Here is an 18,286-nt window from a genome sequence, read left to right on the forward strand (position 1 = left end):
GGGAGCGGGGCGCCGAGGGCACCCCGGCACGCTCAGATGCGCTTGCCCAGATTCACGAACAGCGTGCTGGTGCGCGCATTGTCGGGATCGACGCTGGCGCCGAGCTGGGTGTCGACGCCCCAGAGTGTGGCCCGCGCGCCGACGTTGACCTCGACATAGTCACGATCGAAGGTGAGCTTGGGCACGCGATAGTCGCCCAACTGCGGCAGGCTCTGCAGGCTCGCCGCGACCCCCTCGCTCTCCTCGAACTCGTGGTTGTAGGTGAGCTGCAGATAGGGGTTGAGCGTCGGCCCGTGGCGGCGGATCTGCCAGCCGACCCGGCCCACCATCGAATCGATGTCCTGGTCGGGATAGCTCAGTGAGGTCGACGCCTGTCCCTCTTCATCGTAGCCGTCGAGCTTGACCCGCTGCCAGGTCACACCGGCGATCGGCCCGGTGCGCACGTCGCCCTCGGGGATCGCGAAGGCGCGGAACTCGTAGCCGGCGTTGAGCGCGGCGGTCAGGTTGCTGCCGTTCGGTGAGCCGCGGTGGTGGCGGGTCGCGCTGCCGAGCTGCACTTCGCGGTCGACGTCGTAGTCTAGCCAGCTGTAGCTGAGCTGGGCATTGACCCAGGCGTTCTCGGCGTACCAGCCGGAGAAGAGCCCGACGGTGGTGTCCTTACGCTGGAAGTCGCCGCGGCCGTCGCCGAAGTCGGCATCCTGGTCGCCATAGCCGACGAACCCGCCCAGTACCAGCCCGTCCCGATACCAGTCCACCCCGAACAGCCCCGCCGGCATGCTGGCGTCATACAGGTCGCTGGAGTCGAGCTGCTGGTGCTCGGCGCGCAGATCGCCCCACCAGCGCAGGCCATTGGCCAGCGGCACCGCGTTCAGATGCTCGGCGACCCGGTTGGCCCGGGAGCGCCCGCTGAGGACCGCCGAATGGGTCAGCAACTGCTGCTGCTGTGGCGCTTCGAGCAGCGAGATCACGTACTCGCCGATGATCCGATGGGTGGCGGTGGTGGGGTGGACGTCGTCGGCGAACACATAGCTTTCGTCGGCGCCGGGGGCGACCAGGGTGTCGGGTGTACACAGCGGCAGCGTCTGGGTACAGGCGCGGTCGGTGACATTGGTGAAGCCGTAGGCGGCGGGCTCGGCGACCACCTCCTGCAGCAAGCCGAAGGTATCCACCGGGATCACCTTGGCGCCGCTGGCGGCGACCGCCGTATAGAGCGCGCTATTGTACTGCTGCGCCAGTGCAGTGGCGCCCGCGCTGGTGGCGGGGTCGCCATTGAAGCGCGGCGTCAGGCCGAAGTCGGGAATGTTGAACAGCAGCACATGGCGCGCACCGGCCCCTTCCAGGGTGGCGAGAATCCCGGCGGTGCCGGTGACCGCGGTGGTGATGGTGCTCTGGGCGTCAGCACCCCCGGCTACCGCGAACAGATCGTTGGCGCCACCCCATACGGCATAGAGGGCATCGCCATCGGCCACACCGCCGGTGCTGGCGAGGTAGGTCGCGACCTGCTCGCTGAGGGCGGGTGCCGCGCCGAACGGGGTCGCCGCCGGGGTGGTCACCCGGGCGCCACCGGCGGCGTAGTCGTTGCCGCCGACATTGCTGGGCTGGGCGTTGCTGGCGTAGTGGCCGGCGACCCGCTCGGCCCATACCGGCCCGGGGTTGGTGGTGAAGCGGCCGATGAAGGCCTGCTGGCTCGGCGTCAGCGAGAGCGCGCTGCCGATGGCGCCTCGATAGTAGCCGCTGTCGCTCAGGCTATCGCCGAAGAAGACGGTGTCGTCGAAGGTGTCATGGAAGCTGGAGGCGGCAAGCGTCGGGAGCGGCAGGGCGCTGGCCCCGACGATCACCCCCAGCGCCAGTTGCCGAGAGCGCGGCATTGGCATGGTATCGATCCCTTGTGAGCTGTTGTCATGGCTCGTCGGGGTGCGTGCCGGCCGCGCGGTAGAATAAGGGCGACGAGCGATCCTCAAACGAGCGTTTACGTTATGACACAGCGCCGCCGCCGCGGCTGTAAGAGAAAGGTCGCATGGCGTCTCGACCGACGCTCACGCCGGGCCGATCACGTGCTTGATCTCCACGTAGCTGGCGAGCCCCCAGGGGCCCAGCTCGCGGCCGATGCCGCTGCGCCCGAAGCCGCCCCAGCCAGCCTGGGGCAGCACCCGCTGCTCGCCGTTGAGCCATACGCTGCCGGCGCGCAGCGCCCGAGCCACGCCACGCACACGGTCGAGGTCGCCACCGATCACGGTAGCGGCGAGACCGAAGTCACTGGCGTTGGCCAGCGCGATCGCCTCGGCGTCGCTGGCCACGCTGCGCGCGCAAAGCACAGGGCCGAAGATCTCCTCCTGCCACAGACGGCTGGTCACCGGCACGTCGCGGTACAGGGTGGGGGCGACGAACTCGCCATGGGGCGGTAGCTGGCGGTGGCTGGCATCGCGCACCGCGACCAACCCCTCGCTGACGGCGAGGGCGAGATAGACTTCCACCCGCTCGCGCTGCCGGGCGCTGGTCATCGGCCCCATGTCGGTCCCGGCGGCAAGCGGGTCGCCCAGGCACAGGGCATCGATCCGCTGGGCGAGCGCTGCGTAGAGCGCCTCGGCCAGGCTATGGTGCACCAGCAGCCGCGAGGTGGCCGAGCAGATCTGCCCGCTGTTGAAGAAGATCCCTGCCATCACCCAGTCGGCGGCGCTGTCGACATCGGCATCGTCGAGCACCAGGATCGGTGACTTGCCGCCGAGCTCCAGCGAGACCCCGCGGCTGCCGCTGGCGGCGGCGCGCATCACGGTCTCGCCCACCGCGTTGCTGCCGGTGAACGAGAGCTTGTCGATACCGGGGTGCGCGCTCAGCGGAGCGCCGATGCCTTCGCCGTCGCCCAGCAGCAGATTGAATACCCCGGGTGGCAGATCGATCTCTTCGGCGATCTCGGCCAGGGCCAGCTCCGGCAGCGGCACCACCTCCGAGGGCTTGAACACCACGCAGCAGCCGGCGGCGAGGGCGGGGGCGATCTTCCAGGCGCTGGTCACCAGCGGGAAGTTCCACGGCGTGATCAGGCCCACCACGCCGGCTGGCTCTTCATAGATGCGGGCATCGATATCCGCGGCGGGTTCCACCGGGCGCCCCTGGCGCGCTTCCAGGGCGTGCGCCTGGGCGGCGTAGTAGCGATAGCAGGCCACGGCGTCATCGAGGTCGATATGGGTCTCGGCCAGGGCCTTGCCGTTGTTGCGTGCCGAGAGCCGGGTCAGCGTCTCTCGGCGGGTCTCCAGGGCGGTGGCCAGGGCCTCGAGATAGGCCGCGCGGCGCGCTCCGCCGAGGGCATGCCAGGCCGGCTGGGCGTCGCGGGCCGCGTTCACCGCGGCATCGACGTCGGTGGCTGCGCCGGCGGTGATCTCGGCCAGCGGGCACTGCTGGTAGGGGTCGCGCACCGTCAGCCGGCGCGTGGCGGCGCTCTGCTGCCAGCGGTTGGCGATGAATTGTTGCGTCAGTCGTTGCATGGAAGCGGCTCCGAAGCGGGTTCAGGCGTCGATCAGGGCGTGGCAGCGCTGCCCCGGGAAGCTGGGGACGTGGCCGCCTGCCACGCCGCGGCATCGATCTCGAGCAGCCGTGGGGCCGTGCAGGGTGTGGCCAGAGCCTCTGCCAGCGCCGCCGGGCTAGATATGCGCTCGGCGGCACAGCCGAAGGCATGCGCCAGCGGCAGGAACGCCGGTGCCGCGGGGTCGACGCCGAGCGGGGCAATGCCGGCGTGGGTCATGGCCTGGCGGATCTCCGCATAGCCGGCGTTGTGCCACAGCACCAGGGTGAGCGGCAGCGCCAGCTCCACTGCCGTGGCCAGCTCTGCCAGGGTGAACATCACGCCGCCATCGCCGACCAGCGCCACCACCGGGCGCTCGGGGCAGGCCAGCGCCGCGCCGATGGCCGCTGGCAGGCCGTAGCCGAGCGTGCCGTAGCCGGTGGAGGCATTGAACCAACCGCGCGTCGCGTCGCGTTGGGCCAGATGGTTGCCGGCGTAGACCGGCGCGGTGGAGTCACCGACCAGCACGGCGTCGCGGCGGTGCTGGTCCAGGGCATCGAACAGCGGCACGAAGGGGGCGAAATCCGGCCGGGTGGCCAGCGCCAGCGCTGCCTTCAGCTCAGCCACGCGGGCGGCCGCATCATGCGCCCCTGGCGCCAGCCGTGGCAGCAGGTCGCGCATCGCCGCCCCGGCCTCGGCCACGATGCCCAGCGCCGGCAGGTGGTTGCCGCACAGCTGGCGCGGATCGATGTCGATGCGGATCAGCCGTTCGGGGAGCGTGAAGCCGCCATCGAAGGTGACGTCGTAGTCGGTTTCGCCCAGCTCGGTGCCGATCGCCAGCACCACGTCGGCCTCGGCCACCAGCGCGCGCACCTCGGGCCAAGTGGCGTTGGCGCCGAGATCGAGCGGGTGCCCTCGCCCCATTACGCCGCGGGCATTGATGGTGGTCAGGGTGGGGGCATCCAGGCGCTCGGCCAGGGCCCGCGCCGCCGCCGGGTCGGCGATCGCACCGCCGCCCAGCAGCAGCAGCGGGCGCCGGGCGGCGCCGAGCCACGCCGCCGCCTGGTCGAGTGCCGCCGTCGCGGCCTGCGGCGGGTGGCAGCGCCCCGGCACTGGCAGTTCTGCGTCGAGCGGGGCATCGAGCAGGTCGCGCGGGATCTCGATGTGCACCGGCCCCGGCCGCCCGGTGTGCAGCAGCGTCCAGGCCCGCGTCAGCACCCGCGGCAGATTGGCCGGGTCGAGCAGGGTATGGCTGAACAGGCTGACCCCGCTCAGGGTCTGCTGCCGCGATGGCAGCTCGTGAAGCCGGCCTTCGCCCATGCCCAGCTCGGCGCGGCGGTTGACGCTGGAGATCACCAGCATGGGCACGCTGTCGGCGAGTGCCTGGCCCATCGCCGTGGCGATGTTGGTCATCCCCGGGCCGGTGATGATGAAGCAGGCCGCCGGGCGTCCGCTGGCGCGGGCATAGCCATCGGCCATGAAGCCCGCGCCCTGCTCGTGACGCGGGGTGACGTGGCGCAGCCGGCTGCCCTCGAGCCCACGATAGAGTTCGATGGTGTGGACGCCCGGAATGCCGAAGACGGTATCGATGCCGAGCGCTTCCAGCGCCCGCACCAGCCAGTGGGCCACGCTCATGCGCTCTGCTCCGGCTGGGTCTCTGCGGCCACGGGGCGGCTGCGATCCGGGCGCAGCAGGCTGACCACGATGAAGCTCGCCAGGCTCGCGACCAGTCCGGCGTAGATCGGCGAGTTGGCCAGCAGGCCATCCTTGAGCATGAACACGATCACCCCCAGCGAGCCGGCCGCCATCGCCGCGATGGCGCCGCTGTTGGAGGCCCGGCGCCAGTAGAGCGCGCCCAGGATCGGCACCAGCATGCCGCCGACCAGCAGGTTGTAGGCGATGGTCAGGGCGCCGATCACGTCATCCACCAGCAGCGCGATGACGATGGTGACCAGCCCCATGAGCAGCGTCCACAGGCGGTAGCTCGAGACCCGCTCGCTCTGCCGGCCACCACGCAGCGCCGGCAGCAGGTCGCGGGTCATCAGGGTCGAAGCGGCCAGCATGCCGGCGCTGGCGGTGGACATCATCGCGGCCATCGCGGCGGCCACGATCAGCCCGCGCAGTCCATCCGGCAGCGCCAGCTGGGCGACCGCGGCAAAGGCATTGTTGGGATCGGCGAGATCGGGCAGGAGCACGCTGGCGGCCACGCCCACCAACGCGCCGATGGCACCGTAGATCAGGCAGTAGACCCCTGCGGCGGTACCGGCGAAGCGGGCCACCCGGGTCGAGCGTGCGGTGAACACCCGCTGCCAGATGTCCTGGCCGATCAGGATGCCCAGGAAATAGATGACGAAGTAGGTGACGATGGTGGACCAGCCGATCCCGGTGAGCGAGAAGTGCCCCGGTGCGGCGCTGGCGACCAGCGTGTCCCAGCCGCCGGCGTAGTGCACCGTCAGCGGCAGCATCAGGCCGATCATCCCCACGGTCATGATCACGAACTGGACGATGTCGGTGAGCGTCAGCGACCACATGCCGCCGAGGGTGGAGTAGATCACCACGATGGTGCCGCCGATCACCACGCCGACCCAGGAGGGCAGCGCGAACAGCACCGTCACCAGGGTGCCGATGGCGATGGTCGACGTGACCGCGATCATCAGGTCATAGGCGAGCATCACCGCCGAGCTGACGCTCTTGGCCGCCGGCGTGTAGCGGCGCTCGAGCAACTGGGTGATGGTGTAGAGCTTGAGCTTGGCCAGCGGCTTGGCCAGGACCAGGCTGAGGACGATCAGCCCCAGGCCCAGGGCGCCGCACAGCCACAGCCCGGAGAGGCCGTAGACGTAGCCCAGCTTGACCGTGCCCACGGTGGAGGCGCCGCCGAGCACCACCGCGGAGAGCGTGCCCAGATAGAGCCCCGGGCCCAGGCGGCGGCCCGCCACCAGATAGTCGTCGCTGCTGCGGGCGCGTTTCATGCCCCAGCAGCCGAGAAGCAGCATGCCCGCCGCGTAGAACGCGACGACGAGAAGATCCAGCATCATGATGTTTTACCTTGCCGCCGTGCCGGCGACGATAGTTGTTGTTGAAGGTGGTTGTGAAAGTTTGCTGCAAACGGTCGTCGTGAACTGCCGCCGGCGACCGGGCGCCGGTCGGCGTCAGCGGCGCTTCACGCCGGGCAGCACGCAGAGCATCTCGAACAGCAGATTGGCGGCGACCACCGCGGTCTGGCCGTGGGCATCGTAGGGCGGCGAGACCTCGACCAGGTCGCAGCCGACGATATCCAGGCCGTGACAGCCGCGGATGATCTCCAGTGCCTGGGGGATGGTCAGCCCGCCGATCTCGACGGTGCCGGTGCCCGGGGCGTAGGCGGGGTCGAGGCTGTCGATGTCGAAGCTCAGATAGACCGGGCCGCCGCCTACCTTTTCGCGAATCTCTGCCATCAGCGGTGTCAGGCTCTGGTGCCAGCACGCTTCCGCGGGCACCACCTGGAAGCCCTGCTCTCGACCCCAGTCGAATTCGTCGGCGGCATAGCCGGTGCCGCGCAGGCCGATCTGGGCCACGCGCTGGGTATCCAGCAGCCCCTCTTCCACTGCACGCCGGAAGGGGGTGCCGTGGGCGATCTGCTCGCCGAACATTTGATCGTTGACGTCGGCGTGGGCATCGACATGGATCAGCCCCACCGGACCGTGCTTCTTGGCCATGGCACGCAGGATCGGCAGGGCGATGGTGTGATCGCCGCCCAGGGTCAGCGGGACGACGTCGTGGCCGAGCAGCTCGTGGTAGAAGCGCTCGATGATGCCGACGCTCTTCTTGAGATCGAAGGTATTGATCGGCACGTCGCCGATGTCCGCCACCTGCAGGCTCTCGAAGGGCGCGGCGCGGGTCGCCATGTTGAATGGCCGCAGCATGCGCGACTCGTCGCGAATCTGGCGCGGTCCGAAACGGGTGCCGGGGCGATTGGAGGTGCCGATGTCCAGCGGGATGCCGACGAAGCAGGCATCGAGCCCGGCAGCGCTCTGCTGGGTCGGCAGCCGCATCATGGTCGCCGGGCCGCCGAAGCGGGGCATCTCGTTACCGCCCAGTGGCTGGTTGAGCGGGGCGCGATCCGTAGGCTGGTGGGGCATACCATCTCCTGGGTTGTGATTGTCGAAGGATCGATAATCACCACGCATAAAGCGTGCCAACCGTAACCTATTGATTCTGCGAACTTGCTGACGCACGTTGATGCTTTATTGTATCGATGGCTTGTCGCTTCCGATTCATTAACGTATCAATGATGCAAAACCGAATCGGAGACGATGATGATTGAGGCCCAAGCGGACCGTGCCACCCTGGGGGCCATGCTCCAGACCGCCCAGGACCATCTGTTCGTGGTCGATGCCGAGGGGCGAATCCTCGATGTCAGCCCCGGGGCCGCGACGGTCTATGGCATGCCGCGGGAGGCGCTGTGCGCGACCACCGTGCAGGCGCTGCAGGCCAGTGGCGTGCTCTCGCCCTCGGTGTCGCTCGAGGTGATTCGCACCGGCCAGCCGGCGCAACTGATGCAACGCACCGGCACCGGCCGTCAGGTGATCGCCGAGGCGCATCCGGTCTATGTCGGCGGGCGCCTGGTGCGGGTGATCAGCCGCTCGCGGGATCTCACCGATCTGCGTCTGCTGCAGGACGAGTACGCGCTGCTCCAGCAGCGTTTCACCGAGCATCTCAAGCGTCATCACGAGGCGCCGACGGAGACGCCCGCCGAGGCCGGCGAGCTGGTGGTCAAGAGCCGCCTGATGCGCGAGATCACCCAACTGCTCAAGCGCAGCGCGCCGACCGACGCCACGGTGCTGATGCTGGGGGAATCGGGGGTGGGCAAGACCGCCTTCGCGCGCCAGCTGCACCGCTGGAGTCGGCGCCGCGATGGCGCCTTCGTCGACGTCAACTGTGCGGCGATCCCCGAGTCGCTGTTCGAGTCGGAGATGTTTGGCTACCAGCCCGGTGCCTTCAGTGGCGCGGCGCGACAGGGCAAGGCGGGGCTGCTGGAGCAGGCGCACGATGGCACCCTGTTCCTCGACGAGATCGGTGAGCTGCCGCTGACCATGCAGTCCAAGCTGCTCAAGGTGATTCAGGATGGTTCGCTCACTCGGCTCGGCGATACCCGCTCGCGGCGGGTCGACTTCCGCTTGGTGGTGGCGACTAACCGCGATCTGGCGCGGCAGGTGGAGGAGGGTGCCTTCCGGCTCGATCTCTACTACCGGCTCAACGTGATCCCGGTGACTCTGCCACCGCTGCGCGAGCGCCGCGAGGAGATCCGCGGGCTGGCGGAGCGTCAGCTGGAACGGCTCAACCGCCGCTACGGCGATGACAAGATGCTCCACCCGCGGGCCTGGGCCGAGCTGATGAGCGCCGAGTGGCCCGGCAACGTGCGCGAGCTGGAGAACTGGCTGGAACGTGCCTGGCTGGCGGCGGAGGGCAGTGTGATCGGCGGCCCGGCGGGCGCCGAAACGGGCGGCGCCGGGGCGCCGCCGTCGCTGCTTCCTGCGGACCCGGCGAGCGGGACGCTGCTGGCCGAGGGCGAAGGGCTGAAGGCCGCGCTGGCGGCCCACGAGCAGCGCATCCTGGCCCAGCTCGCCCAGACCCACGGCTCCACCTATGCGCTGGCCGCGCGCCTGGGCATCAGCCAACCCAGCGTGGTGCGCAAGCTGAAACGCTACGCCATCACTCTGGGGCGTGAGCGGGCGGAAAGTTGAGCGCCCTTGCTGCGATCGGCAAGGGCGCATCGATAAGGATGCCTAGCGGTCAGGGTGCTGGCCGGTATAGCGGGCGATCAGTCGCGGATTGCCGTAGCCCCAGCGCTCCGCCTCGCTAGGGGCGTCCGGGGCCTCGTCGTCGTGCAGCCACTCGCGCCAGCTGGCGACCAGCAGTGCCATCAGCACCGGCCCCACGAACAGCCCCACCAGTCCCATGGTCTTCACCCCGCCCACTAGACCGAAGAAGGTGGGCAGGAAGGGCAGCTTGATCGGCCCGCCGACCAGCCGCGGGCGCAGCGTCTTGTCGACCACGAACAGCTCGATTGCGCCCCACAGGAACAGCCCGATGCCGTTGGGCAGGTGGCCGGTGGCGATCAGATAGAGCGAGACCAGGGTGAAGGTGAGCGGAGCGCCGCCGGGGACCAGCGCCATGAAGGCGGTGATCACCCCGAGTACCACCGGCGACTGTACCCCGGCGATCCAGTAGGCGGTGCCCAGCACCAACCCCTCGCCGAGGGCGATCAGGCCCATGCCGACCACGGTCGAGCTGATGGTCGCCGGCACCACCCGCGAGAAGCGCTGCCAGCGCGCCGGCAGGATGCGCTCACCGACGATATCCAGCTGGCGCGCCATGCCCACGCCGTCGCGGTAGAGGAAGAACAGCGTGATCAGCATGAACAGCAGGGTGAGCGCGAGATGCACTGCATTGCTGCCGAGCGCCAGTACCCAGCGCGAGATATTGCCGATGTGCTCGCCACCGACCAGCTGGAGATAGGACTCCAGCGCGTGTGGCTCGGCCAGATAGGTCTGCCACTGTTCGTGCACCCAACTGCCGATCCCCGGCAGCTCGGCGGCCCAGCCCGGCGCGGGAATGCCGTGCTGGTTGGCGGCCAGCAGCCAGCCGATCCAGCCCTTGAGCTCCTGGAAGGCGTAGGTGCAGGCCATCACGATGGGGATCACCAGGCACAGGATGATCAGCACCAGGGCGATGCTCGCGGCCAGGGTGCGGCGCTGGCCGCAGCGCGCCAGCAGCCAGCGGTAGAGCGGCCAGCTGGCGACACAGATGATCAACGCGGCGAGAACCGGAATCAGGAAATCGATGAAGAAGTAGACGCCGGCGATCATCACCAGCACCAGCAGCCAGCGGGCGACGCTGGAATCGGCAAAGATAGGAGCCATGGATCTCCCTGATGGCAAGCGTGGAAGGCGACTCATCATACCCCAGCTCGGCGCGCTGGCGTCGAGTCCCGAACGCGGCTACGGCCAAGGATGAAGACGGTATGGGGTGACGAGAATTCTGAGCCTGGGGAGGCGGCAACGTAGAACGACAATGTAAAAGGCCTCTCCGGGGAGAGGCCTTGAATCCAGCATGCGTCCAGGCGCGGCTCAGGGCAGCTCCTCTTCGCCCTCGACGTTCTCCTTCTTCACCGGGATCAGATCCTGACGCTCCAGCTTGAACACGATCAGTAGCGCTGCCGCCACATAGACCGAGGAGAAGGTGCCGGCGACGATCCCCAGGATCAGCGAGATCGAGAAGTTGTGAATCATGTCGCCGCCGAGGAAGAACAGCGCGAACAGCACCAGCAAGGTGGTTCCCGAGGTCGCCAAGGTCCGTGACAGGGTCTGGTTGATCGCTTCGTTGAAGATCTGGGCCAGATCGTCGCTGCGCGACAGCCGGATGTTCTCGCGAATTCGGTCGTAGACGATGATGGTGTCGTTGAGCGAATAGCCGATGACCGCCATGATCCCGGCCAGCACGGTGAGGTCGAACTCCCACTGGAACAGCGCGAACAGTCCCAGCACGATCAGCACGTCATGCCCCAGCGAGATGATCGCACAGAGGGCGAACTTGTACTGGAAGCGGAAGGCGACGTAGACCGCGACGCCAGCCAGCGCGATCAGCATGCCCAGGCCACTCTGGTCGCGCAGCTGGTCGCCGACCTGGGCGCCGACGAATTCGGCGCGGACCAGGTCGATCTGGGCGCCGCCACTGCTCAGTGCGGAGACGACCTGATTGCCGACGTCGTTATCGAACGTCTGCTGCAACCGAACCAGAATCTCGTCGGTCGCACCGAAGGTCTGGACCTGGAAGTTCTCGAACCCGCTGTTGGCCAGCAGGGTGCGGATATCGTCCAGCGACGGCACCGCGGCATAGTGGAGTTCCACCACCGTGCCGCCGGTGAAATCGAGGCCGAGGTTGAGATGCAGGATGGCGAGTGCCGCTATCGATACGATCGTCAGCACGATCGAAACGATGAAAGCGATGCGGCGTTTGCCCATGAAATCGAATTGGCGCATGGCTCGCGTCTCCTAGATCCAGAGTTTCTTCACCGGCTTGCCGCCGATGGAGAGATTGACGAGGGCACGCGATACCAGGATGCCGGTGAACATCGACGTGAGAATCCCTAGCGACAGCGTGACTGCGAAGCCCTTGATCGGGCCGGTGCCGATCGAGAACAGCACCACCGCCACCAGCAGGGTGGTGAGGTTGGCGTCGACGATCGAGGTGAAGGCGCGACCGTAGCCTGCATGAATCGCCTGCTGTGCGGGCGTCTTGCGCCTGAGCTCCTCGCGTATGCGTTCATAGATCAGGACGTTGGCATCCACCGCCATGCCCAGCGTCAGCACGATACCGGCGATGCCGGGCAGCGTCAGGGTCGCGCCGAGCAGCGACATGGCCGCGATCAGCAGCACCAGGTTGACCGCCAGCGCGGCATTGGCAATCACGCCGAACGCCTTGTAGCGAATCAGCATGAAGGCGACGACGAGCAGCCCGCCGACGATCACCGAGAAGATGCCGCGCTGGATGTTCTGCGCGCCCAGGCTGGGACCGATGGTGCGCTCCTGCACGAAGTAGATCGGCGCGGCGAGGGAGCCCGAGCGTAGCAGCAATGCCAGCTCGCTGGCCTCGGTGGGAGAGTCGAGGCCGGTGATGCGGAAGCGGTTGCTCAGCGCGCTCTGCACGGTTGCCAGGCTGATGATGCTGCGGCTGGTCGTCGGGATACGCTCCTCGACCTGCTTTCCATCCCGGGTGACCGTGCGAGTCTCCGTGCTGTGGTCGATGTACAGCACCGCCATGTTGCGGCCGATGTTGGTGCGGGTGGCCTGGTTCATCAGCGAGCCGCCGGTGCCATCCAGGTTGATGTTGACCTGCGGGCGGCCGTTCTGGTCGAAGCCCTGGCTGGCGCTGGAGACTCGGTCGCCGGTGATGATCACGTCGCGCGACAGGGTGGCGGTGCGCTGCGGATCGTTGCGGAACGGGAAGGTCTCCGTCTCGGAATCCGGAGCATCCGGCCGAGCCTCGAGCCGGAACTCCAGATTCGCCGTGGCACCCACGATGCGTTTCGCCTCGGCGGTGTCCTGCACGCCCGGCAGTTCGACCACGATGCGGCTTGGACCCTGGCGCTGCACCAGCGGCTCGGAGACGCCGAGTTCGTTGACACGATTGCGGATCGTGGTCAGGTTCTGCTGGACCGCGTAATCCTGAATATCCTTGATCGCCTGCTCGGTCAGCGTCATGTCGAGGAATGCGCGGCGCCCCTCGTCACGGTTCTCGAACTGGAATTCATTGAATGTCTGGCTGATCTGGGCGCGCGCGGCGTCACGATCTTCGGTATTGGCGAATTCCAGATGCAGGGCGTTGTCGTCGACGTCGGTGGAGCGGTAACGGATGCGCTGATCGCGGAGATCGGCGCGAATCGCGCTGGCCGTCGCTTCCAGGCGCTGCTCGACGGCCGCCTCCATGTCGACCTCGAGCAGGAAATGCACCCCGCCGCGAAGGTCGAGACCGAGCTTCATCGGTGTCGCCGAAAGGCTGGTCAGCCAGGATGGCGTGGAGTCTGCCAGGTTGAGTGCCACGGTGTAATCGTTGTCGAGTAGGTTGTCGACCACGTCACGGGCGGGAAGCTGCTGTTCGGCATCATTTAGCCGAATCAGGGCGGTGTTATTGCCTGTCATCGCTGCCGACTTGACCTGGATATCGTCGTCGGACAGCGCCTGGGTAACACGGTCGAGCTGCTGACTGCCCAGAGAACCGTTGGTGGTACTGATCTGGACGGCGGGATCCTGTGGGTAAAGATTGGGTAACGCGTAGATGACGCCAACCACACAGACGATGAGTATCAGCAGATACTTCCACAGGGGGTAACGATTGAGCATGGAAGCCCTGTCCTTTCAATCAATGACGATCGAGGCGATGACCGTCGTGCGAAGAGTGTCGCGGGAAGAGACGGCTGCCGACGGGAAAGCCGGCAGCCAGGAGAGTTACAGCGACTTCAACGTGCCTTTGGGAAGAACGGAGGCTACCGCGCTCTTCTGAACGCTGACGACCGTGCCCTCGGCGATTTCCATGCTGATGAAATCGTCGGTCACGTTGGTGATGCGGCCGAGCAGCCCGCCACCGATCACGATCTCGTCACCTTTGGACAGGTTGTTGACCAGCTTCTTGTGCTCCTTCGCGCGCTTGGACTGCGGACGCCACAGCAGGAAGTAGAAGATCAACACGAAGCCGACCAGCATGATGATCTGGGCAATACCACCGCCGGCAGGGCCGCCCGCATCCTGGGCGTGAGCCGCAGGGATGAAAAAGTCCAGCATGGATGTTTCTCCGAAGGTTGAGTGAGGAAAAGGTCGTGTAATGAAACGGTTACTTGGGTGAGACTGACGAACGGCAGATCGTCGATGTGCCGGTCCGGATCGCGTCAATCGACCCTGGGCGGCTCGGGCAGTCCGCGTCGCCGGTAGAATTGTGCTACGAAGTCGGCCAATGTACCCGCTTCGATAGCCCCGCGCAAACCCGCCATCAGGCGCTGGTAGTAGCGCAGATTATGAATCGTATTGAGCATCGATCCGAGCATTTCCCCGCAGCGATCGAGGTGATGCAGATAGCCGCGCGAGAAGTGCTGGCAGGTATAGCAGTCACAGTCCGCTTCCAGCGGATTGGTGTCGTGGCGATGGCTGGCGTTACGAATCTTGACGGTTCCATCGGCAGTAAAGAGATGCCCGTTGCGGGCGTTGCGGGTCGGCATCACGCAGTCGAACATGTCGATCCCGCGGCGCACGCCTTCGACCAGATCCTCGGGCTTGCCCACGCCCATCAGGTAGCGGGGCTTGTCCTCCGGCATCCAGGTCGGCAGGTAATCCAGCACGCCGATCATCTCTTCCTTGGGTTCGCCCACCGACAGGCCGCCGATCGCCAGCCCATCGAAGCCGATCTCCAGCAGACCCTCGAGCGAGCGCTTGCGCAGGTCGGGGTACATGCCGCCCTGGACGATGCCGAACAGCGCTGACGGTGAGTCGCCATGGGCCTCGCGCGAGCGCTTGGCCCAGCGTAGCGAGAGCTCCATCGACTTCTGCGCCTCCTGCTCGGTGGCGGGGTAGGGGGTGCACTCGTCGAAGATCATCACGATGTCGGAGCCCAGCGAACGCTGGACCGCCATCGACTCCTCCGGGCCCATGAATACCTTGGCGCCGTCCACCGGCGAGCGGAAGTGCACGCCCTGCTCGGTGATCTTGCGCATCGCGCCGAGCGAGAAAACCTGAAAGCCCCCGGAGTCGGTCAGGATCGGCTTGTGCCATTGCGAAAAGTCGTGCAGGTCACCATGACCTTCGATCACTTCGGTGCCGGGACGCAGCCAGAGGTGGAAGGTATTGCCGAGAATGATCTCGGCGCCGATCGCCTCGACATCCTTGGGCGTCATCCCCTTGACCGTGCCGTAGGTGCCCACCGGCATGAAGGCTGGGGTCTCCACCGTGCCGCGTGGGAAGGTCAAACGACCCCGGCGGGCGCGACCTTCCTGCGCCAGTCGCTCGAATTTCATGAAGGACTCGTCTCGCATGGTGTCTCTCTTCTTTTCAACGCGCCCGAAGCCGCGCGCAAAGCATTTGTCTGTTCCAACGCGCCCGAAGCCGCGCGCAGAGCATTCGTCTGTTCCAACGCGCCCGAAGCCGCGTGCAGAGCATTTGTCTGTTCCAGCGCGCCCGAAGCCGCTCCGGTGCTGTTACCGGGGCACACCCGAAGCCGTGCGCAATGTTCGTGACCGGGGTGCGTGCAAAGCGTGTCCTGATCAGTCGGGTCGACGGGTCAGGTACATCGCATCGCCATAGCTGAAGAAGCGGTACTGCTCGACGACGGCTTCCTGATAGGCGTGCATGACGGCGTCGTAGCCGGCGAAGGAGGAGACCAGCATCAGCAGCGTCGACTCCGGCAGGTGGAAGTTGGTGACCAGGGCATCCACGCAGCGCCAGCGATAGCCGGGATAGATGAAGATATCGGTTTCACCGCGGTAAGGCGTCAGCTTGCCATTGCCGCCCTGGCTGGCAGTTTCCAGGCAGCGCACGCTGGTGGTGCCGATGGCGACGACCTTGTTGCCCATGGCATGGGCGCGATTGATTTGCTCGCAGACAGAGTCGTCGACCTCCAGCCATTCGCTATGCATATGGTGCTGGCGGATATCGTCGACGCGCACCGGCTGGAAGGTGCCGGCGCCGACGTGAAGGGTGACGAAAGCCGTCTCGACGCCCTTGGCGCGTAGCGCCTCCATCATCGCCTCGTCGAAGTGCAGGCCGGCAGTGGGGGCGGCAACAGCGCCCTCGCGGCGGGCGTAGACGGTCTGATAGCGCTCTCGGTCGGCCAGCTCGTCTTCACGGGTGATGTAGGGTGGCAGCGGCATGTGGCCGTGCTGCTCGAGTAGATCGATCAGGGGTGTCTCACCCAGGAAACGCAGTTCGAACAGGGCGTCCTGGCGACCCTCTACCACCGCATGGATGTCACCTTCGAAGATCAGCTCGGTACCCGGTTTGGGCGACTTGCTGGAGCGCAGATGCGCCAGTCCGAGATGGGTATCCAGCGGTCGCTCCAGCAGCATCTCCACCTTGCCGCCACTGGCTTTCTGGCCGAACAACCGTGCCGGGATCACCCGGGTGTCGTTGAAAACCACCACGTCGCCGGGCTCGAGCTGAGCCAACAAGTCGGGAAATCTTGCGTGCTCCAGCGCGCCGGACTCACCGTCGACGCATAGCAGCCGACAGTCGGTGCGCTGTTCGGAAGGGTAACGAGCGATCAACTCGTCGGGCAGATCAAAATGGAAATCGGCGCGCTGCATGGCGTAGGTCGCGTATCGGTAGAGTCTGGATGGACGGGTGGCATCTGAAAGGGCGCCATCATAAAGCACGCGGCCGATTAAGTCAGCGTGATGATTGACGCCAGGCCGGGCGTCCGTATAATGCGTCTCCGCTGCCGGCGTGGCGGAATTGGTAGACGCAGCGGATTCAAAATCCGCCGCTGGAAACAGTGTGTCGGTTCGAGTCCGACCGCCGGCACCATGCTTTTCAATGACTTGACGTCATTTTTCCTAGCATCACCTCTCACGTGTTCTTGCCAGTACCCACACTTTGTCCACCGACCTTTGGCGCGTATTTGATGGCGTCTGTCAGATGATCGGTGACAGGTGGGCGTAGCGCATTGTCATCGTAAATGTCTGGTCTCCTTGGATCTTTTGCAGCGTTAACTCGTCACCGCCATTCATCATGAAGTGGCTGGCGATGATGTGGCGTGGAACGTGAGTTCGCTATCCCTTGGTAACTGAATTCCTGCTTCCTATATAGCCTCGGAGAGGTGCGCATTCAGGAGTGAATGCGTGATCGCTGGGGGAGAAAAAGACACGTGACGTCCGGATAGTCTGTAGGGGCGGGAATGACGGGCAGGCGAAAGCGCTACGGGCCAAGGGCAGCATATTTGGGCGGAAGTGGGGACAAAAAAACGGCCCGATAAGCGTCACCAGGGGAGATGACTGACTTGCGGGCCGGAAAAGATCGCTTCCCGTGGAAGGCGACCATGAACGCGATGAAGATAGAGTCGACTAATAAAGTTAACTTCGATCCAGTTCCAAGATTGTCGCCGTTTTGCGTCGCCCAGGCAAATAAAAAAACGCTATGAATCAGGGTTAACGCAGTTTTTGGCAATACTTTGGTCGCGCAAATAAGTGAAATCGATTTCATGCGATAGATCGCGAAAAAAGCTTGTAAATATGTAGCGCCAGGATTACAGAAAACCCGCACTGGACATAGGGCTCGGCTGAGCCGTGCGCCGGTGCGGGCGGTAATGCGTCTACTGATCGAGTCAGAACGTCGTTATCGACATAGCGTCGTTCATGGTCGCTATATTTCGGCACAAGCCTATTGATGGCCTTGACGGATCGTAACTCGGAAGAGCGTGCCAACTGACTGGAGTAGCGATGCGCCCGTTGATAGTAATTCTACTTTTGAGAAAAGAGAAATAACCTTTGATCAATAGATTGGTTTAGATGAATGAATTTTTTGAGCAAGGCATGATGTTGCAACAAAAGAAACCCGGCCATGAGAATCCATCGGTGATGATCGTTTGACATACCGGGTTGAAGCGGTTGCAAGGAAGCAGCTGGAACCGGAAATCCTGGTGCGTGTATCAGCGTCGGGGGCTATGTGTATAGTAAAAGTCACGATTTGGGTAATAGTCGAAGAAGACGCTTTCTCTGAAAATCGTGCGGGAGATCGCCGATCCATGACATTTCTCCGACTGGAGGTATACGATGGTCAGGAGAGCGATGTCGACCATGCGACTCATTGCACCTGCGGATATTACAGCCATCGGTAGATGATACGGTTGGATTTGCCGTGTAATAAGGAGGGGCGGGCAAGAGTCTTGGGCAAAAAATGACCCAAAAGGCATCACGGAAAATGTGAGCCCATGGGCCAGGAGAGATCGCTCTGATAGCGACCATGAACTCTATTGCCGTCGCGAGAGCATCCTGCATTCTCGCTGCCGCGGTGCGTGGAGTCATTGTCGCTGTTTTGCGTCAGCATGAGTAAGCAAGAAATGCAATCAAACGTTATTTTTTGAGTCCGTGGGACACAAAAAGACGTTCTGAGGGCACCTCGGTTACAAAGGCTCTCGCAATCGCTGCTTTCGTCGAAGGGGGCGAGGTCGTAAAAAACCCGCGAATGCCGGATGGAAGCGTGAGCGTCGTTGGCATCGCGGGTCGGGCTGCTTCAAGGTCTGAAGCGGGATGCGGTAGGAGTCCCTCTAAGG

13 protein-coding genes and 1 tRNA gene are annotated in these 18,286 nt (G+C 65.3%); 2 read left to right on the forward strand and 12 right to left on the reverse strand.

What is annotated here, in order from left to right; all coding sequences use genetic code 11:
• Nucleotides 1-32: 32 nt before the first annotated feature.
• The 5 genes from DOM56_RS08395 to speB form a co-directional block, all read right to left on the reverse strand.
• Entirely contained in the window at nucleotides 33-1,874 is a 1,842-nt protein-coding gene (locus DOM56_RS08395; protein ID WP_198655728.1) for an autotransporter domain-containing protein, read from the reverse strand.
• 162 nt (nucleotides 1,875-2,036) lie between these two features.
• A complete protein-coding gene (locus DOM56_RS08400; protein WP_110708350.1) occupies nucleotides 2,037-3,479 on the reverse strand; it encodes an aldehyde dehydrogenase family protein in 1,443 nt (480 codons plus the stop codon).
• Nucleotides 3,480-3,511: 32 nt separating this feature from the next.
• Nucleotides 3,512-5,131 carry a 5-guanidino-2-oxopentanoate decarboxylase gene (locus DOM56_RS08405; protein ID WP_110708351.1) on the reverse strand — a complete coding sequence of 540 codons (1,620 nt, stop codon included), beginning with the start codon at nucleotides 5,129-5,131 and terminating at the stop codon, nucleotides 3,512-3,514.
• Nucleotides 5,128-6,531, reverse strand: coding sequence for a sodium:solute symporter (locus tag DOM56_RS08410; RefSeq protein ID WP_110708352.1), 1,404 nt, complete (start codon nucleotides 6,529-6,531; stop codon nucleotides 5,128-5,130). The genes DOM56_RS08405 and DOM56_RS08410 overlap by 4 nt, the downstream gene beginning before the upstream one ends.
• 114 nt (nucleotides 6,532-6,645) lie before the next feature.
• Nucleotides 6,646-7,614 (reverse strand): agmatinase, encoded by a 969-nt coding sequence (gene speB, locus DOM56_RS08415; RefSeq protein WP_110708353.1) that lies wholly within the window; start codon nucleotides 7,612-7,614, stop codon nucleotides 6,646-6,648.
• A gap of 177 nt (nucleotides 7,615-7,791) precedes the next feature.
• On the opposite strand from speB, the gene DOM56_RS08420 reads away from it, so the two are divergent.
• Nucleotides 7,792-9,219, forward strand: a complete 1,428-nt coding sequence (locus DOM56_RS08420; RefSeq protein WP_110708648.1) for a sigma 54-interacting transcriptional regulator — start codon at nucleotides 7,792-7,794, stop codon at nucleotides 9,217-9,219.
• Between the two features lie 42 nt (nucleotides 9,220-9,261).
• Here DOM56_RS08420 and DOM56_RS08425 read toward each other — a convergent pair whose 3' ends face one another.
• From DOM56_RS08425 to queA, 6 genes are all read right to left on the reverse strand, one after another.
• The gene (locus DOM56_RS08425) at nucleotides 9,262-10,398 is read right to left on the reverse strand and encodes an AI-2E family transporter (RefSeq protein WP_110598461.1); all 1,137 of its coding nucleotides are present in this window, start codon (nucleotides 10,396-10,398) and stop codon (nucleotides 9,262-9,264) included.
• Between the two features lie 207 nt (nucleotides 10,399-10,605).
• A complete protein-coding gene (gene secF, locus DOM56_RS08430; protein ID WP_110708354.1) occupies nucleotides 10,606-11,517 on the reverse strand; it encodes a protein translocase subunit SecF in 912 nt (303 codons plus the stop codon).
• Between the two features lie 12 nt (nucleotides 11,518-11,529).
• Complete coding sequence (gene secD / locus DOM56_RS08435; RefSeq protein ID WP_110708355.1) at nucleotides 11,530-13,377, reverse strand: protein translocase subunit SecD; 1,848 nt, start codon at nucleotides 13,375-13,377, stop codon at nucleotides 11,530-11,532.
• A 105-nt stretch (nucleotides 13,378-13,482) separates the two neighbouring features.
• On the reverse strand, nucleotides 13,483-13,815 hold the full coding sequence (yajC, locus tag DOM56_RS08440) for a preprotein translocase subunit YajC (RefSeq protein ID WP_110598458.1): 333 nt from the start codon (nucleotides 13,813-13,815) through the stop codon (nucleotides 13,483-13,485).
• A 104-nt stretch (nucleotides 13,816-13,919) separates the two neighbouring features.
• A complete protein-coding gene (gene tgt / locus DOM56_RS08445) occupies nucleotides 13,920-15,038 on the reverse strand; it encodes a tRNA guanosine(34) transglycosylase Tgt (protein WP_110598972.1) in 1,119 nt (372 codons plus the stop codon).
• A 246-nt stretch (nucleotides 15,039-15,284) separates the two neighbouring features.
• On the reverse strand, nucleotides 15,285-16,322 hold the full coding sequence (gene queA / locus DOM56_RS08450; protein ID WP_110708356.1) for a tRNA preQ1(34) S-adenosylmethionine ribosyltransferase-isomerase QueA: 1,038 nt from the start codon (nucleotides 16,320-16,322) through the stop codon (nucleotides 15,285-15,287).
• 133 nt (nucleotides 16,323-16,455) lie between these two features.
• On the opposite strand from queA, the gene DOM56_RS08455 reads away from it, so the two are divergent.
• A tRNA-Leu gene (locus DOM56_RS08455) sits at nucleotides 16,456-16,542 on the forward strand.
• A 390-nt stretch (nucleotides 16,543-16,932) separates the two neighbouring features.
• Here the strand turns inward: DOM56_RS08455 and DOM56_RS19660 are convergent.
• Nucleotides 16,933-17,217 (reverse strand): hypothetical protein, encoded by a 285-nt coding sequence (locus DOM56_RS19660; protein ID WP_157958187.1) that lies wholly within the window; start codon nucleotides 17,215-17,217, stop codon nucleotides 16,933-16,935.
• Between the last annotated feature and the right edge of the window lie 1,069 nt (nucleotides 17,218-18,286).

The sequence above is a fragment of the Salinicola sp. CR57 genome, from assembly GCF_003206585.1.
Lineage (GTDB): Bacteria > Pseudomonadota > Gammaproteobacteria > Pseudomonadales > Halomonadaceae > Salinicola > Salinicola lusitanus.

What these genes read in the sequence shown, in the direction of transcription:
- DOM56_RS08395 (WP_198655728.1), bottom strand. Translation starts at nt 1,874, where the DNA reads ATGCCAATGCCGCGCTCTCGGCAACTGGCGCTGGGGGTGATCGTCGGG.
- DOM56_RS08400 (WP_110708350.1), bottom strand. Translation starts at nt 3,479, where the DNA reads ATGCAACGACTGACGCAACAATTCATCGCCAACCGCTGGCAGCAGAGC.
- DOM56_RS08405 (WP_110708351.1), bottom strand. Translation starts at nt 5,131, where the DNA reads ATGAGCGTGGCCCACTGGCTGGTGCGGGCGCTGGAAGCGCTCGGCATC.
- DOM56_RS08410 (WP_110708352.1), bottom strand. Translation starts at nt 6,531, where the DNA reads ATGATGCTGGATCTTCTCGTCGTCGCGTTCTACGCGGCGGGCATGCTG.
- speB (WP_110708353.1), bottom strand. Translation starts at nt 7,614, where the DNA reads ATGCCCCACCAGCCTACGGATCGCGCCCCGCTCAACCAGCCACTGGGC.
- DOM56_RS08420 (WP_110708648.1), top strand. Translation starts at nt 7,792, where the DNA reads ATGATTGAGGCCCAAGCGGACCGTGCCACCCTGGGGGCCATGCTCCAG.
- DOM56_RS08425 (WP_110598461.1), bottom strand. Translation starts at nt 10,398, where the DNA reads ATGGCTCCTATCTTTGCCGATTCCAGCGTCGCCCGCTGGCTGCTGGTG.
- secF (WP_110708354.1), bottom strand. Translation starts at nt 11,517, where the DNA reads ATGCGCCAATTCGATTTCATGGGCAAACGCCGCATCGCTTTCATCGTT.
- secD (WP_110708355.1), bottom strand. Translation starts at nt 13,377, where the DNA reads ATGCTCAATCGTTACCCCCTGTGGAAGTATCTGCTGATACTCATCGTC.
- yajC (WP_110598458.1), bottom strand. Translation starts at nt 13,815, where the DNA reads ATGCTGGACTTTTTCATCCCTGCGGCTCACGCCCAGGATGCGGGCGGC.
- tgt (WP_110598972.1), bottom strand. Translation starts at nt 15,038, where the DNA reads ATGAAATTCGAGCGACTGGCGCAGGAAGGTCGCGCCCGCCGGGGTCGT.
- queA (WP_110708356.1), bottom strand. Translation starts at nt 16,322, where the DNA reads ATGCAGCGCGCCGATTTCCATTTTGATCTGCCCGACGAGTTGATCGCT.
- DOM56_RS19660 (WP_157958187.1), bottom strand. Translation starts at nt 17,217, where the DNA reads ATGAAATCGATTTCACTTATTTGCGCGACCAAAGTATTGCCAAAAACT.